The organism is Streptomyces sp. NPDC102278, from assembly GCF_044766345.1.
Lineage (GTDB): Bacteria > Actinomycetota > Actinomycetes > Streptomycetales > Streptomycetaceae > Streptomyces.
Genome location: NZ_JBIWLV010000001.1, coordinates 90135 through 105682, shown reverse-complemented (window position 1 = coordinate 105682; position 15548 = coordinate 90135). Strand labels below are relative to the sequence as shown.

At 70.7% G+C, this 15548-nt stretch carries 17 protein-coding genes and 1 riboswitch; of the genes, 16 read left to right on the top strand and 1 reads right to left on the bottom strand.

Features of this window, described 5'->3' with window-relative positions; all coding sequences use genetic code 11:
* The first annotated feature begins 84 nt into the window (after positions 1-84).
* From lepB (ACIRO3_RS00445) to ACIRO3_RS00405, 9 genes are all read left to right on the top strand, one after another.
* The gene (gene lepB / locus ACIRO3_RS00445; RefSeq protein WP_361771454.1) at positions 85-999 is read left to right on the top strand and encodes a signal peptidase I; all 915 of its coding nucleotides are present in this window, start codon (positions 85-87) and stop codon (positions 997-999) included.
* 44 nt (positions 1000-1043) lie between these two features.
* Positions 1044-1817: a signal peptidase I gene (gene lepB, locus ACIRO3_RS00440; RefSeq protein WP_404131289.1), complete on the top strand. Its 774-nt coding sequence runs from the start codon at positions 1044-1046 to the stop codon at positions 1815-1817.
* Positions 1807-2307, top strand: coding sequence for an NUDIX hydrolase (locus tag ACIRO3_RS00435; protein WP_361771456.1), 501 nt, complete (start codon positions 1807-1809; stop codon positions 2305-2307). Before lepB (ACIRO3_RS00440) ends, ACIRO3_RS00435 begins: the two co-directional genes overlap by 11 nt.
* Before the next feature lie 55 nt (positions 2308-2362).
* Positions 2363-2671 (top strand): DUF2469 domain-containing protein, encoded by a 309-nt coding sequence (locus tag ACIRO3_RS00430; RefSeq protein ID WP_003965949.1) that lies wholly within the window; start codon positions 2363-2365, stop codon positions 2669-2671.
* 114 nt (positions 2672-2785) lie between these two features.
* On the top strand, positions 2786-3172 hold the full coding sequence (locus tag ACIRO3_RS00425) for a YraN family protein (RefSeq protein WP_361771457.1): 387 nt from the start codon (positions 2786-2788) through the stop codon (positions 3170-3172).
* The gene (locus tag ACIRO3_RS00420) at positions 3172-4803 is read left to right on the top strand and encodes a YifB family Mg chelatase-like AAA ATPase (RefSeq protein ID WP_365997962.1); all 1632 of its coding nucleotides are present in this window, start codon (positions 3172-3174) and stop codon (positions 4801-4803) included. The genes ACIRO3_RS00425 and ACIRO3_RS00420 overlap by 1 nt, the downstream gene beginning before the upstream one ends.
* Positions 4800-5981, top strand: coding sequence for a DNA-processing protein DprA (dprA, locus tag ACIRO3_RS00415; protein WP_404131286.1), 1182 nt, complete (start codon positions 4800-4802; stop codon positions 5979-5981). The genes ACIRO3_RS00420 and dprA overlap by 4 nt, the downstream gene beginning before the upstream one ends.
* A gap of 209 nt (positions 5982-6190) precedes the next feature.
* On the top strand, positions 6191-7027 hold the full coding sequence (gene whiG / locus ACIRO3_RS00410; protein ID WP_404131284.1) for an RNA polymerase sigma factor WhiG: 837 nt from the start codon (positions 6191-6193) through the stop codon (positions 7025-7027).
* Positions 7028-7089: 62 nt separating this feature from the next.
* Positions 7090-7647: a TetR/AcrR family transcriptional regulator gene (locus tag ACIRO3_RS00405; protein ID WP_361771552.1), complete on the top strand. Its 558-nt coding sequence runs from the start codon at positions 7090-7092 to the stop codon at positions 7645-7647.
* A gap of 36 nt (positions 7648-7683) precedes the next feature.
* On the opposite strand, the gene ACIRO3_RS00400 is transcribed toward ACIRO3_RS00405, so the two are convergent.
* Positions 7684-8154: a M23 family metallopeptidase gene (locus ACIRO3_RS00400; RefSeq protein WP_404131283.1), complete on the bottom strand. Its 471-nt coding sequence runs from the start codon at positions 8152-8154 to the stop codon at positions 7684-7686.
* 251 nt (positions 8155-8405) lie between these two features.
* On the opposite strand from ACIRO3_RS00400, the gene rpsB reads away from it, so the two are divergent.
* The 7 genes from rpsB to ACIRO3_RS00365 all read left to right on the top strand — a co-directional run bounded on the left by rpsB (position 8406) and on the right by ACIRO3_RS00365 (position 15506).
* Complete coding sequence (rpsB, locus tag ACIRO3_RS00395; RefSeq protein ID WP_361771462.1) at positions 8406-9335, top strand: 30S ribosomal protein S2; 930 nt, start codon at positions 8406-8408, stop codon at positions 9333-9335.
* Between the two features lie 135 nt (positions 9336-9470).
* The gene (tsf, locus tag ACIRO3_RS00390) at positions 9471-10307 is read left to right on the top strand and encodes a translation elongation factor Ts (RefSeq protein WP_361771463.1); all 837 of its coding nucleotides are present in this window, start codon (positions 9471-9473) and stop codon (positions 10305-10307) included.
* 162 nt (positions 10308-10469) lie between these two features.
* Positions 10470-11249, top strand: coding sequence for a UMP kinase (gene pyrH / locus ACIRO3_RS00385; protein WP_267797587.1), 780 nt, complete (start codon positions 10470-10472; stop codon positions 11247-11249).
* A gap of 85 nt (positions 11250-11334) precedes the next feature.
* Positions 11335-11892, top strand: coding sequence for a ribosome recycling factor (gene frr / locus ACIRO3_RS00380; RefSeq protein WP_053675274.1), 558 nt, complete (start codon positions 11335-11337; stop codon positions 11890-11892).
* A complete protein-coding gene (locus tag ACIRO3_RS00375) occupies positions 11892-12968 on the top strand; it encodes a phosphatidate cytidylyltransferase (RefSeq protein WP_404131279.1) in 1077 nt (358 codons plus the stop codon). The genes frr and ACIRO3_RS00375 overlap by 1 nt, the downstream gene beginning before the upstream one ends.
* A 74-nt stretch (positions 12969-13042) precedes the next feature.
* On the top strand, positions 13043-14155 hold the full coding sequence (rlmN, locus tag ACIRO3_RS00370; protein ID WP_404131277.1) for a 23S rRNA (adenine(2503)-C(2))-methyltransferase RlmN: 1113 nt from the start codon (positions 13043-13045) through the stop codon (positions 14153-14155).
* A 57-nt stretch (positions 14156-14212) separates the two neighbouring features.
* A riboswitch (TPP riboswitch) is annotated at positions 14213-14321 on the top strand.
* Between the two features lie 84 nt (positions 14322-14405).
* Complete coding sequence (locus ACIRO3_RS00365) at positions 14406-15506, top strand: thiamine ABC transporter substrate binding subunit (RefSeq protein ID WP_404131275.1); 1101 nt, start codon at positions 14406-14408, stop codon at positions 15504-15506.
* Positions 15507-15548: the final 42 nt, after the last annotated feature.

The following is a 15548-nucleotide window of genomic DNA, read 5'->3' as shown; positions in this document are numbered from 1 at the left end:
TCCCGCTCGTTAGGGGAGGGGAGGGCCCGTTCCCGATCCGGAACGGGCGGTGATTTCCTATGTGAGGGAGTGGATGTGGGGGATGTGGCGGTAGGCGCACGATCCGGACGCGACGAGGGCGAGGAGCGGCCGGACGACGCCGTGGGGAGCGATGCCGAGTTCGCGAAGGACGCGGAGGACGAGGGCGCCGAGGCGCGCCCGCAGCGTTCGTTCTGGAAGGAGCTGCCGCTCCTCATCGGTATCGCCCTGCTGCTGGCCCTGCTGATCAAGACCTTCCTGGTGCAGGCCTTCTCGATCCCGTCCGACTCGATGCAGAACACCCTGCAACGCGGCGACCGGGTACTGGTGGACAAGCTGACCCCGTGGTTCGGCTCGGAGCCCGAGCGCGGTGAGGTCGTCGTCTTCCACGACCCCGCGAACTGGCTCTCCGGTGAGGTCACCCCGGAGCCCAACTTCATGCAGCAGGTGCTCAGCAAGATCGGCCTGATGCCGTCCGCGGACGAGAAGGACCTGATCAAGCGGACCATCGCCATCGGCGGGGACACGGTCGAGTGCAAGAAGGGGGGGCCTGTCGTCGTCAACGGCAAGGAGCTGGACGAGCCGTACATCTTCCCCGGCAACACCCCTTGCGACGACTTCCCCTTCGGCCCCCTCGTCGTCCCGAAGGGCTCGATCTGGGTGATGGGCGACCACCGGCAGAACTCCCAGGACTCCCGCTACCACCAGCAGGACTCGACGCGCGGGTTCGTTCCGGTCAAGGACGTCGTCGGCCGGGCCGTGGTCGTGGCGTGGCCGGTCACCCGCTGGTCCACGCTCCCGATCCCGGACACCTTCGACCAGCCGGGCATCGGCGACCAGGCCAAGGCGACCGCCCTCGGCCTCGGGGCCGCGGGGCTCGCGCCCGTCGGGCTCGGCCCGGCCGCGCTGGGGCTCACGGGCGCGGTTCCGCTGGTCATGTGGCGTCGACGGAGGCTGACCAAGGGCCGTACCGCCCGGTAGGGTGCCGCCCAGGTCACCGATCTCCGAAGTGTGGGGGCGCTGGAATGGGCGGAACACAAGACATGAGCGATGGCCGCGGCGGTCTCGGCAACGTGTTGTCGGGCATAGCCGTGGCCATCGGCTTCGTGCTCTTCCTGGGCGGCTTCGTCTGGGGCGCCGTGGTCTACCAGCCGTACACGGTGCCGACCGACTCGATGGTGCCCACCGTGCGCCCGGGGGACCGGGTGCTCGCGCAGCGGATCGACGGTGGCGAGGTGCGGCGCGGCGACGTGGTGATCTTCACCGACTCGCTGTGGAGCGACACCCCCATGGTCAAGCGGGTCGTCGGCATCGGCGGCGACAGCGTGAAGTGCTGCGGCCAGGGCGGCCGGCTCACCGTGAACGGCCGGGAGCTGGATGAGCCGTACATCGACGACTCGAAGCCCGCCGTGACCTTCGACGGCGCGCCGGCGCCGGGCAGGGCGGCCTCCGACACCCCGTTCGAGGTGACGGTCCCCGAGGGCAACCTCTTCCTGCTGGGTGACCGGCGGGCCGGTTCGCTGGACTCCCGGGCCCACCTCCAGGAGGCCGGGCAGGGCACGGTTCCCCGCTCGGCGGTCAACGCCCGGGTGGACGCGCGGGCGTGGCCCGCCATGACGATGCTGGAGCGGCCGACGGCGTACCGGTCCCTGGCGGGCGGCGTCTCGTCGCCCGGGCCGCTGCGGCTCCAGGTGATCGCCATCGTGATCGGCGCCGCCCTCGTGCTGGTGGGCGCGGCGTACGGGCCCCTCGCACGGATCCTCGGGCGCGGACGACGGGAGCGGTCCGGTGTCCGCTGAGCAGCCCGAGGGACCGCGCAAGGTCGCGCGGGTGATCCTGCTGGACCCCGAGGACCGGATCCTGCTGCTGCACGGTTTCGAACCGGACGATCCGGCGGACGACTGGTGGTTCACCCCGGGCGGCGGCCTGGAGGGGGCGGAGAGCCGCGAGCAGGCCGCGCTGCGGGAGCTCGCCGAGGAGACCGGGATCACCGAGGTGGAGCTGGGGCCGGTGCTGTGGCGGCGCCACTGCGCGTTCCCCTTCGACGGGCGGCGCTGGGAACAGGACGAGTGGTACTTCCTCGCCCGGACCACCCGCACGGAGACCGACATGAGCGGGCTCACCGAGCTGGAGCGCCGCAGCGTGATCGAGGCCAGGTGGTGGACCTCCGAGGAACTTCTCGCGGCGCGTGAGACGGTGTACCCGACCAGACTCGCCGAGCTGCTCCGTAGGCTGCTCGACGACGGTCCTCCGGGTACGCCGGTGGTCCTGGCCCCGGAAATCGTTTAGGGGCGCGGGGGCCTGGCGCACAATAGGGGGACGCACGGCTGAAGGGGAACATGCCATGAGCGCCGAGGACCTCGAGAAGTACGAGACCGAGATGGAGCTGAAGCTCTATCGGGAGTACCGCGACGTCGTCGGGCTGTTCAAGTACGTGATCGAGACGGAACGCCGTTTCTACCTCACCAACGACTACGAGATGCAGGTGCACTCGGTTCAGGGGGAGGTGTTCTTCGAGGTCTCGATGGCGGACGCCTGGGTCTGGGACATGTACCGGCCGGCCCGCTTCGTGAAGCAGGTGCGGGTGCTGACCTTCAAGGACGTGAACATCGAGGAGCTCAACAAGAGCGACCTCGAACTCCCGGGCGGCTGACGGGCACCCCGTCACCCGTGTGGGTGGCGGGGTTCTCCACAATCCCCGGGTTGTCCACCAAGATCCATTCGGTGGGCGGGGACGCGGGATCGTCGGTGCCGGAGGTGGTGCCGAATGAACGCGAAGAGCGTGGCACAACAGGCGTTGGGGCGGTACGGCGAGGAACTGGCGGTGCGCCGGCTTGCCGACGCCGGGATGACGGTCATCGCACGGAACTGGCGGTGTCGCAGCGGGGAGATCGACATCGTCGCGCGGGACGGCGACGCCCTCGTCGTGTGCGAGGTCAAGACGCGCAGGGCCGGACCGCCCGAACACCCCCCGTTCGAACATCCCATGGCGGCCGTGCGGCCGGGCAAGGCCGAACGGCTGCGACGGCTCGCCGGACGCTGGCTCGCCGACCACGGGGGACCGCCTCCGGGCGGCGTGCGGATCGATCTGGTCGGCGTCCTGCTGCCGCGGCGCGGCGCGCCCGTGGTGGAGCACGTCAGGGGGGTGGCCTGATGGGATTCGCACGGGCCTGCTCGGTCGCCCTGGTGGGCGTCGAGGGCGTGGTCGTCGAGGTCCAGGCCGACCTGGAACCGGGGGTCGCGGCCTTCACCCTGGTGGGGCTGCCCGACAAGACCCTCGTGGAGAGTCGCGACCGGGTGCGGGCGGCGGTCGTGAACTCCGGGGCGCAGTGGCCCCAGAAGAAGCTCACGGTCGGACTCAGTCCGGCCTCCGTGCCCAAGTCCGGAGCCGGCTTCGACCTCGCCGTGGCGGCGGCCGTGCTGGGCGCCGCCGAGGTGATCGCACCGGACGTGATCGCCGACCTCGTCCTCATCGGCGAACTGGGGCTCGACGGCCGGGTGCGCCCGGTGCGCGGGATCCTCCCGGCCGTGCTCGCCGCCGCCGAGGCCGGGTACCGCCAGGTGGTCGTGCCCCAACAATGCGCGGCCGAGGCCATGCTGGTCCCGGACGTCTCCGTCCTCGGCGTGCGCAGCCTGCGACAACTGATCGCCGTGCTCACCGACGGGGAGGTTCCCGAGGAGGAACCGGCCCCGGCCGGGCGGCCCGATCCGATGCTCGCCGGGCTGCTCGTGCCGGGCGCCGGACTCGGCAGCGGGATCTCCCGCGCCGGCGGGGACGGCCCCGATCACCCCGACCTGGCGGACGTCGCCGGGCAGTACGCGGCCCGTCGGGCCCTGGAGGTGGCGGCCTCCGGGGGACACCACCTGTTCCTCAGCGGACCCCCGGGAGCGGGCAAGACCATGCTCGCCGAGCGGCTGCCCTGGATCCTGCCGCCGCTCACCCGACAGGATTCCCTGGAGGTGACGGCCGTCCACTCGGTCGCGGGAATCCTCCCGCCCGGCGAACCGCTCGTCGCCAGGCCCCCGTACTGCGCGCCCCACCACTCCGCGACCATGCAGTCGCTGGTCGGCGGCGGGGCCGGGGTGCCCAGGCCGGGGGCGGTCTCCCTGGCCCACCGGGGAGTGCTTTTTCTGGACGAGGCCGCCGAGTTCGGGGTCAAGGCGCTCGACGCCCTGCGGCAGCCACTGGAGGCGGGGCACGTGGTCATCGCCAGGGCCGCCGGAGTGGTAAGGCTGCCGGCCGGGTTCCTGATGGTGCTCGCGGCCAACCCGTGTCCCTGCGGGCGGCACACCGTCCAGGGCGCCGGCTGCGAATGCCCGTCCTCGGTGATCCGGCGCTACCAGGCCAGGCTCTCCGGGCCGCTGCTCGACCGGGTCGACCTGCGGGTCGAGGTCGAACCCGTCAGCCGCCTCGACCTGCTGGGCGGCTCGGGCCGGGGCGAGTCCAGCGCCGTGGTGGCCGCCCGTGTCAGGGAGGCCCGGGACCGCGCCGCCGCCCGGCTCGCCGAGACCCCGTGGCGGCTCAACTCCGAGGTCCCCGGCCACCAGCTCCGCACCCGCTGGCAGGCGGCGCCGGGCGCGCTGGTCGAGGCCGAGCGCGACCTGGAACGCGGCCTGTTGACGGCGCGCGGGCTGGACCGCGTCCTGCGGGTCGCGTGGACCGTGGCCGACCTGCGGGGGCGGGACCGTCCCGAGGTCTCGGACGTGGCCGTCGCGCTGGAGCTGCGTACCGGCATCGCCCGCGGGGCGACGCGGGTCGTGGGGGCGGCGGGGGTCGGACCGTGACCGGGGACGCGGAATCCGAGGCGGAGGTGGTGGCGCGGGCCGCCCTGACCCGGGTCCTGGAGCCCGGGGACACGCACGGCGGGCGCCTGCTCCGGGAACTGGGCGCCGTGGAACTCATGCGGTGGCTGACCGCCCCCGAGCCGGCGGCCCGGGCGCCGGCCGGGGTGGGGCCCGAGCGGCTCGCCGGATACCGCAGACGGGCCGCCCTCGCCGACCCCCGGCGGGACCTGGAGACCGCCGCCGGAGCGGGCGTGCGGTTCGTCTGCCCGGGGTCGGCGCAGTGGCCGACCCAGTTGGACGACCTCGGGGACGCCCGGCCCGTGGGGCTTTGGCTCCGGGGCGGGCCGGACCTGCGGACATGGGCGCTGCGCTCCGTCGCCGTGGTCGGGGCCCGCGCGTGCACCCCGTACGGGGCCCACATGGCGCAGACCCTGGCGGCCGGGCTCGCCGAGCGCGGCTGGGTCGTCGTCTCCGGAGCCGCGTACGGCATCGACGGCGCGGCCCATCGAGGAGCCCTCGCCTCGGGCGGAGCCACGGCCGCGGTGCTGGCCTGCGGGGTGGACGTGGCGTACCCCAAGGGGCACGCCGGGCTCCTCGGCCGGATCGCCGGCCAGGGGCTGATCCTGGGGGAGCTGCCGCCCGGCAGCCACCCCACCCCGAGCAGGTTCGTGTTGCGCAACCGGGTCATCGCCGCCCTCACGCGGGGCACGGTCGTCATCGAGGCGGCCCACCGCAGCGGCTCGCTGGTCACGGCCCGGCGGGCCCAGCAACTCGGCCGGTTCACCATGGGCACCCCCGGCCCGGCCACCAGCGGACTCTCCGCGGGGGTACACGAACTGCTGCGCGGCGAGGCGGTGCTCGTCACGGACGCCGCGGAGGTGATCGAGCTGGTCGGCGGGATGGGCGAGCTGGCGCCCGAGCGGCGGGGGCCCGTACTCGCCCGGGACCTGCTGGACCCCGCCGCCTCGCGGGTGCTCGACGCCCTGCCGGCGGGCCGGCCCGTGCCGGCGGAGGAGGTGGCCGTCGCCGCGGGCGCCGGCACCGATGAAGTCATCGGCAGACTGTACGAACTTCACTCTCTGGGGTTCGTCGAACGGCAGGGCGACGGCTGGCAGTTGACCATGCGCGGGTCGAGAGGAGGTCCACAAAACGACGCCACCCGGCGAGGCGGTCATTGACCTGGGGCGTTCCGGTGAAAGAGTGAAGCCGATGAGAGACGCGGTGTTCCGGTTGGCAGTCGTCGGGACCGTGCGCGAGGCGCCGGTCCGGAGCCGTCCGTGCCGATCGGGGCGCCCCGACGGCGGCGCGGGATCCCGTACTCTTCGCGCACCGCGACACTTCCGTCACGCTACGCTCCCAAGGATTCCGGCTCCGGCAAAGGCGAAGCATGCCCCAGCACACCTCAGGGTCTGACCGCGCTGCGGTGCCCCCCGCTGCCCGCGGCGGCGTGCGGTCCACCGCGCCCTCGTCCCTGGAGGTGCTGTGGCGCTCGTACAAGGACTCCGGTGACGAACGGCTGCGGGAGCAGCTGATCCTGCACTACTCGCCGCTGGTCAAGTACGTCGCGGGCCGGGTCAGCGTCGGCCTCCCGCCCAATGTGGAACAGGCCGACTTCGTCTCCTCGGGGGTCTTCGGGCTGATCGACGCCATCGAGAAGTTCGACATCGAACGGTCCATCAAGTTCGAGACCTACGCCATCACCCGCATCCGCGGCGCGATGATCGACGAACTCCGGGCCCTCGACTGGATCCCGCGTTCCGTCCGGCAGAAGGCGCGGGCCGTCGAGCGGGCCTACGCCGAGCTGGAAGCCCAACTGCGGCGCACCCCGACCGAACACGAGGTCGCGAAAGAGATGGGCATCGCGGTCGAGGAACTCCACACCGTCTTCAGCCAGTTGTCCCTCGCCAACGTGGTCGCCCTGGAGGAACTCCTGCACGTGGGCGGGGAGGGCGGCGACCGACTCTCCCTGATGGACACCCTGGAGGACCACGCCGCCGACAACCCGGTCGCGGTCGCCGAGGACCGCGAACTGCGCAGGCTGCTGGCCAGGGCCATCAACACCCTCCCGGAACGGGAGAAGACCGTCGTGACCCTCTACTACTACGAAGGCCTCACGCTCGCGGAGATCGGCAACGTCCTGGGCGTCACCGAGAGCCGGGTCAGTCAAATCCACACCAAGTCGGTCCTGCAGCTTCGGGCGAAGCTGGCGGATGTGGGGCGCTGACGGGGGTGGAGCTCGCGGGACGTCCGTAGAGTGGTCGCGTGCCCAGGATTCGAGCGGCCTCCGTGGCCGAGCACCGGTCGATGCAGCGCGGCGCCCTGTTGGACGCCGCGCGTTCCCTGCTGTCCGAAGGCGGTACGGAGGCGTTGACCTTCCCCGCCCTGGCGGAGCGGACCGGCCTCGCCAGGTCATCCGTCTACGAGTACTTCCGCTCCCGCGCGGCCGTCGTCGAAGAGCTGTGCGCGGTGGACTTTCCCGTGTGGGCCGCCGAGATCGAGGCGGCCATGGCCTGCGCCGAGTCGCCGGAGGCGAAGATCGAGGCCTACGTGCGCAGCCAGCTGGGACTCGTGGGCGACCGGCGGCACCGCGCGGTCGTCGCGATCTCGGCCGGCGAGCTGGATGCCGGCGCGCGGGAGAAGATCCGCGCCGCGCACGGGGGGCTGGTCGCGATGATCGTCGAGGCGCTGGCGGGACTCGGGCACGCCGAGCCGCGCCTCGCGGCGATGCTGCTCCAGGGAGTCGTGGACGCGGCCGTCCGCCGGATCGAGCTGGGCGCGGCGGAGGATCCTGTCGTGGTCACGGACGCCGCCGTCGCCATGGCGCTGCGGGGCGTCCGGGGCTGAGACCCGGGGCGTGTGTGCCCGGGGCCTGCCGGCGGGTCACTTCCGGCCGGGATCGGGGAGCAGTCTCGGAGTCGGGCGGGGGAGCAGGGTCAAGGGGTTGAGGTAGACGTCGCCGGCCAGGAGACCCCAGTGCAGGCAGGGCCGCGGGCAGTGCGCGCCCTCGCTCAGGACCGCCACCACCTGCCCCGCCGCGACCTCCTCCCCCTCGACGACGAGCGGGCGGACCGGCTCGTACGTGGTGCGCAATCCGCCCGGCAGGGTGAGGGAGAGGACCCCCCGCCCCGCCACCGGTCCGGCGTGATGGACCCGGCCGGGGCCCGTGGCCCGGATCTCGGCGCCCACCGGCGCCGCCAGGTCCACGCCCCGGTGACCGGCGGCGTACGGGGTCGGGGGCGGGTCCCACCAGCGGGTCACGATCAGCGGGGGCGGGAGCGGGCGCACTGCCGGGGTCGACGCGGTGAACGCCTGGGACAATGTGAGCAGCAGCGTGAGCAGCAGTGTCGTCATACGGGCCAGCGTGCCGCGCGACCGCCGGAGCCCGTCGGGGCCTGTGGACGGCCGGGCCCGTGTGGACAAACGCGTCACCCGGCATACCGCCGGGTCCCGTACACTTCTTGTGGCGATCCGGGTCACCGGGTCGACTTCGCACGCCCCAGCACCGGCCGGTCAGGCCACGTGAAAGCGTCTCTCGGTCCCCTCTCAGGGGGCAGGGCGCGGCGGGGCGTCAGGAACCAAACCGAGAAAACAAGGAGATGGCCATGGCCGTCGTAACGATGCGGGAGCTGCTGGAAAGCGGCGTCCACTTCGGTCACCAGACCCGCCGCTGGAACCCGAAGATGAAGCGCTTCATCTTCACGGAGCGCAACGGCATCTACATCATCGACCTGCTCCAGTCGCTGTCGTACATCGACCGCGCCTACGAGTTCGTGAAGGAGACCGTCGCGCACGGTGGCTCCATCATGTTCGTCGGTACCAAGAAGCAGGCTCAGGAAGCCATCGCCGAGCAGGCGACGCGCGTCGGCATGCCGTACGTCAACCAGCGGTGGCTGGGTGGCATGCTCACCAACTTCTCGACCGTCTACAAGCGCCTTCAGCGTCTGAAGGAGCTTGAGGCGATCGACTTCGAGGACGTCGCGGCCTCGGGTCTCACCAAGAAGGAGCTCCTGGTCCTCTCTCGCGAGAAGATCAAGCTGGAGAAGACCCTCGGTGGTATCCGCGAGATGTCGAAGGTTCCCAGCGCCGTCTGGATCGTCGACACCAAGAAGGAGCACATCGCCGTCGGTGAGGCGCGCAAGCTCCACATCCCGGTCGTCGCGATCCTCGACACCAACTGCGACCCCGACGAGGTCGACTACAAGATCCCGGGCAACGACGACGCGATCCGCTCCGTCACCCTGCTCACCCGCGTGATCGCCGACGCCGTCGCCGAGGGCCTCATCGCCCGCTCCGGCGCTGCGACCGGCGACTCGAAGCCGGGCGAGAAGGCCGCCGCCGAGCCGCTCGCCGAGTGGGAGCGCGACCTCCTCGAGGGCGAGAAGAAGGCTGACGACGCCGAGGCCGCTCCGGCCGAGGCCGCTGCCGAGGCGCCCGCCGCCGAGGCCGTCGAGGCTCCGGCCGCGGAGGCCCCGGCCGCCGACGCCGACGCCGAGGCTGTCGAGGCTCCGGCCGCCGACGCCGAGCAGGCCTGACCCACTGAGAGCGCCCGGCGTTCACGCGCCGGGCACTCGCAGCACGGACGATGACGGCGGGGGAGCCGCGCCACAAGCGCGACTCCTCCGCCGTTCACCCGTAGATCTACGACTTCGAGAGAGAATCCCAGACTCATGGCGAACTACACCGCCGCTGACGTCAAGAAGCTCCGCGAGCTCACCGGCGTCGGCATGATGGACTGCAAGAACGCACTGGTCGAGTCCGACGGCGACGTCGACAAGGCCATCGAGGCGCTCCGCATCAAGGGTCAGAAGGGCGTCGCCAAGCGCGAGGGCCGTTCTGCCGAGAACGGTGCCGTCGCCTCCCTGATCGCCGACGACAACACCTCCGGTGTCATCGTCGAGCTCAAGTGCGAGACGGACTTCGTCGCCAAGGGCGAGAAGTTCCAGGCCGTCACCAACGAGCTGGCCGCTCACATCGCCGCGACGTCCCCGGCCGACCTCGAGGCGCTGCTCGCGTCCGAGATCGTTCCCGGCAAGACCGTCCAGGCGTTCGTGGACGAGGCCAACGCCAACCTCGGCGAGAAGATCGTCCTGGACCGCTTCGCGCAGTTCACCGGCGGTTACGTCACGGCGTACATGCACCGCACGATGCCCGACCTGCCGTTCCAGATCGGCGTCCTGGTCGAGCTCGACAAGGAGAACGCCGAGGTCGCCCGCGGCGTCGCGCAGCACATCGCCGCGTTCGCCCCGCAGTACCTCTCCAAGGAAGACGTGCCGGCCGAGAAGGTCGAGTCCGAGCGTCGCGTCGCCGAGGAGATCACCCGCGCGGAGGGCAAGCCCGAGGCTGCCATCGCCAAGATCGTCGAGGGTCGCGTGAACGGCTTCTTCAAGGAAGCCACCCTGCTCGGCCAGCCGTACGCGCTGGACAACAAGAAGTCCGTCCAGAAGGTTCTGGACGAGGCCGGTGTCACCCTGGTGCGCTTCAGCCGCATCAAGGTCGGCATCTGAGTCCGTCCGTACGCGACGGACACCGGACCCCGGTAGGGTCTGAAGCAGTCGTCCACGCTTGCGCAGGACGACCGCAGATCTGACGAGGAGGCCATTGCCGTAGAGGGAACCGCGAGGACCCACCGGCAATGGCCTTCTTCGTATGTGCACGAGGAGATCTCCATGAATCAGGGCGTGGACACCCACACCGCTTCCGACGACAAGAGCGACCACGAGAAGAAGGGCCGGCGCTTCATGTTGAAGCTGTCGGGTGAAGCCTTCTCCGGCGGCGGCGGACTGGGCGTCGACCCTGACGTCGTGCACGCCATCGCCCGCGAGATCGCGGCCGTTGTCCGAGACGGCGCGGAGATCGCGATCGTCATCGGCGGCGGCAACTTCTTCCGCGGCGCCGAGCTGCAGCAGCGTGGCATGGACCGTGCGCGGTCCGACTACATGGGCATGCTCGGCACCGTCATGAACTGCCTCGCCCTCCAGGACTTCCTGGAGAAGGAAGGCATCGACAGCCGCGTCCAGACCGCCATCACCATGGGCCAGGTCGCGGAGCCGTACATCCCGCTGCGTGCCGTGCGGCACCTGGAGAAGGGCCGCGTCGTCATCTTCGGCGCCGGCATGGGCATGCCGTACTTCTCCACCGACACCACGGCGGCCCAGCGCGCCCTGGAGATCGACGCCGAAGCCCTGCTCATGGGCAAGAACGGTGTCGACGGGGTCTACGACTCCGACCCGAAGGCCAACCCGGACGCGGTGAAGTTCGACGCGCTGGAGTACAGCGAGGTGCTGTCCCGGGACCTCAAGGTCGCCGACGCCACGGCCATCACGCTCTGCCGCGACAACAAGCTGCCGATCCTGGTCTTCGAACTGCTCGCCGAGGGCAATATCGCCCGCGCCGTCAAGGGTGAGAAGATCGGCACGCTCGTGAGCGACCAGGGCACCCGGGTCTGACCTCCGCATCGCCGGTCCGCGCACGGTGCGGACCGGCCCGCCCCGCCCGCCTGAACCATCCATATCTGACATGCAGGAGCACGTGGTGATCGAAGAAATCCTCCTCGAGGCCGAGGAGAAGATGGAGAAGGCCGTCGTCGTCGCCAAGGAAGACTTCGCCGCGATTCGCACGGGACGTGCGCACCCGGCGATGTTCAACAAGATCGTGGCGGAGTACTACGGCGCCATCACGCCCATCAACCAGCTCGCCTCCTTCGCGGTGCCCGAGCCGCGCATGGCGGTCGTGACGCCCTTCGACGCGTCCGCGCTGCGCAACATCGAGCAGGCCATCCGCGACTCCGACCTCGGGGTCAACCCGAGCAACGACGGCCGCATCATCCGGGTGACCTTCCCCGAGCTGACGCAGGAGCGCCGCAAGGAGTACGTCAAGGTCGCGCGTACCAAGGCCGAGGACTCCAAGGTCTCCATCCGCGCCGTTCGCCGCAAGGCCAAGGACGCCCTCGACAAGCTGGTCAAGGACAAGGAAGCCGGCGAGGACGAGGTGCGCCGCGCCGAGAAGGAGCTCGACGACACCACCGCGAAGTACGTCGCGCAGGTGGACGAGCTGCTGAAGCACAAGGAAGCCGAGCTCCTCGAAGTCTGATGAACGACTCTTCCTGGCAGCCGGAGCCGGTTCCGGCGGGTCCCGCATACGATGCGCAGGCGGGCCCGCAGACTCGGCCCATGCCCATCGTGCCCGATGCCGCCGGCCGTGACTTCGACGACCGGGAAGCACGCGATCGGGGGGCCGCCGCCGCAGGCGGCCCCCTCTTCCGCGACGAGACGCCGCCGCAGGAGCCCATGCCCAGCCCCCCGCCTCCGCCCTCGCAGGCACCGCAGGACCCCTCGCCCCCGCCGCCGAAGAAGCGTGCGGGGCGGGATCTGCGTGCCGCCATAGGGGTCGGCGTCGGCCTCGGTGCGGTGATCTTCGCCTCCCTCTTCATCGTCAAGGCGGTCTTCGTCGGCGTCGTCGTCGTCGCGGTCGTCGTGGGGCTGTGGGAGCTCACCTCCCGGCTCCAGGAGAAGAAGGGCATCAAGGCGCCGCTCGTCCCGCTCGCGGTCGGTGGCGCCGCCATGATCATCGCCGGTTACGTCCGGGGGGCCGAGGGAGCCTGGGTCGCCATGGCCCTGACGGCGCTCGCGGTCCTGGTCTGGCGGATGACCGAACCGCCCGAGGACTACCTCAAGGACGTCACGGCGGGTGTCTTCGCGGCGTTCTACGTGCCCTTCCTGGCGACCTTCGTCACGATGCTGCTCGCGGCCGACGACGGCCCGCAGCGGGTGGTGACGTTCCTGGTGCTGACCGTGGTCAGTGACACCGGGGCCTATGCCGTGGGCTGGCGCTTCGGCAAGACCAAGCTCGCCCCGCGCATCAGCCCCGGGAAGACCCGCGAGGGACTCTTCGGGGCGGTGGCCTTCGCGATGGCGGCCGGCGCGCTGTGCATGGAGTTCCTGGTCGACGGCGGGGCCTGGTGGCAGGGCCTGCTGCTGGGGCTGGCCGTCGCGGTCAGCGCGACGCTGGGCGACCTCGGCGAGTCGATGATCAAGCGGGACCTGGGCATCAAGGACATGGGGACCCTGCTGCCGGGACACGGCGGGATCATGGACCGGCTCGACTCGTTGCTGCCGACCGCTCCGGTGGTGTGGCTGCTGCTGGCCGCTTTCGTCGGCACCGGCTGACACCGGCCTCCGGTTACTCTTGAAAGGCGTGCTGCTTCTGCGGCGCGCCTTTCGTCTTACGAGGAGTACCTGCCATGGCCCGCCCTGTTCCGGGAGAGCTCACTTTCGTCGCCCCTCGCGGGGTGAAGAAGCCGCCCCGGCACCTCGCCGACATGACCCCGGCCGAGCGCCGCGAGGCGGTCGCCGCGATCGGCGAGAAGCCGTTCCGGGCCAAGCAGCTCTCCCAGCACTACTTCGCGCGGTACGCGCACGATCCGGCGGAGTGGACGGACATCCCCGCGGCCTCGCGGGAGAAGCTCCGCCAGGAGCTGCTGCCGGACCTGATGAACGTCCTGCGGCACATCTCGTGCGATGAGGACACCACGCGCAAGACCCTGTGGAAGCTGCACGACGGCACGCTCGTCGAGTCCGTGCTGATGCGCTACCCGGACCGGGTCACCATGTGCATCTCCTCGCAGGCGGGCTGCGGGATGAACTGCCCGTTCTGCGCCACCGGCCAGGCGGGTCTGGACCGCAACCTGTCCACGGCCGAGATCGTGCACCAGATCGTGGACGGCATGCGCGCGCTGCGCGACGGCGAGGTCCCCGGTGGGCCGGCCCGGCTGTCCAACATCGTCTTCATGGGCATGGGCGAGCCGCTGGCCAACTACAACAGGGTCGTCGGCGCCATCCGTCGGCTGACCGACCCGGAGCCGGACGGTCTGGGGCTCTCCCAGCGCGGGATCACCGTCTCCACCGTCGGTCTGGTCCCGGCCATGCTGCGCTTCGCCGACGAGGGCTTCAAGTGCCGTCTCGCCGTGTCGCTGCACGCGCCGGACGACGAGCTGCGCGACACCCTCGTCCCCGTGAACACCCGCTGGAACGTCCGCGAGGTGCTGGGCGCGGCCTGGGAGTACGCGGAGAAGTCCGGCCGTCGCATCTCCATCGAGTACGCCCTGATCCGCGACATCAACGACCAGGCCTGGCGTGGTGACCTGCTCGGCAAGCTCCTCAAGGGCAAGCGCGTGCACGTCAACCTGATCCCGCTGAACCCGACGCCCGGCTCGAAGTGGACCGCCTCGCGTCCCGAGGACGAGAAGGCCTTCGTGGAGGCCATCGCCCGCCACGGGGTGCCGGTGACCGTACGGGACACCCGCGGTCAGGAGATCGACGGCGCGTGCGGCCAGTTGGCCGCCTCGGAGCGCTAGATCCGCTTCCGGTCGGTCACATTCGGCCACGGGGTACTCTGTGGCCGAACAAATTTCATATTCCGACAGGGGAGCGCCACAGCGCTGAGAGTGCGGTAACCGTCACCGCAGACCCTCTGAACCTCGCCCCGGTCATTCGGGGTAGGAAGTTCGGTCACCACTCAAGCTGTTGCGCCCTGCCCGGCGTCCGCTCCACAGAGCGCCGGGCAGGGCCGCGTCTTCTCCTGGACATCCCAGGAGGAATTGACCAGTGAGCACCATCAGGAAGTACGCGGGCATCGCGCTCGTGGCCGCGCTCGGCATCGGCACCCTCAGCGCCTGCGGCGACGGAGAGACCAAGGACAAGCCGGCGGGCGCGAGCGACGCCCCGAAGTCCAAGACCGTCACGCTCGTCTCCCACGACTCCTTCAACGTGAGCGACCCGGTCCTCAAGGAGTTCGAGCAGCAGAGCGGCTACACGGTCAAGAAGCTGAAGTCCGGGGACGCCGGCGCCGCCCTGAACCAGGAGATCCTCACCAAGGGCTCGCCGCGCGGCGACGTCTTCTTCGGCGTGGACAACACCCTCCTCTCGCGCGCCCTCGACAACGGCATCTTCACGCCGTACGAGGCCAAGGGCCTGGGCGAGGTCAAGCCCGAGTTCGTGCTCGACAAGGAGCACCGGGTCACCCCGATCGACTCGGGCGACATCTGCGTCAACTACGACAAGAAGTACTTCGCCGACAAGAAGATCGCCCCGCCGCAGACGCTGGACGACCTGATCAAGCCGGAGTACAAGGACCTGCTGGTCACCGAGAATGCCGCGACCTCCTCACCCGGGCTCGGATTCCTCCTCGCGTCCGTCGGCAAGTACGGCGAGGACGGCTGGAAGGACTACTGGACCAAGCTGAAGGCCAACGGCGTCGAGGTCGTCGACGGCTGGGAGCAGGCCTACAACGAGCGGTTCTCCGGTTCCGCGGGCGGCAGGAAGGCCAAGGGCGACCGCCCGCTGGTCGTCTCCTACGCCTCCAGCCCGCCGGTCGAGGTGCTGTACGGCGAACCGAAGCCGACCGAGGCCCCGACGGGCGTCTCCACCGGTACCTGCTTCCGCCAGATCGAGTTCGCGGGCCTGCTGAAGGGCGCCAAGAACGAGGAGGGGGGCAAGGCCCTCCTCGACTTCCTGATCAGCAAGAAGTTCCAGGAAGACATGCCGCTGAACATGTTCGTGAACCCGGTCGTCAAGAACGCGGCGCTGCCGGAGCTCTTCACGAAGCACGGTGTGGTGATCGAGAAGCCGGAGAACGTCGCGCCGGAGACCATCGCCAGGAACCGTGAGCAGTGGGTCAAGGCATGGTCCTCGCTCGCCGTGAAGTAGGACGGGTGAGCCCGAAGGAGGGGGCGCGGGCCACGCTGGTCA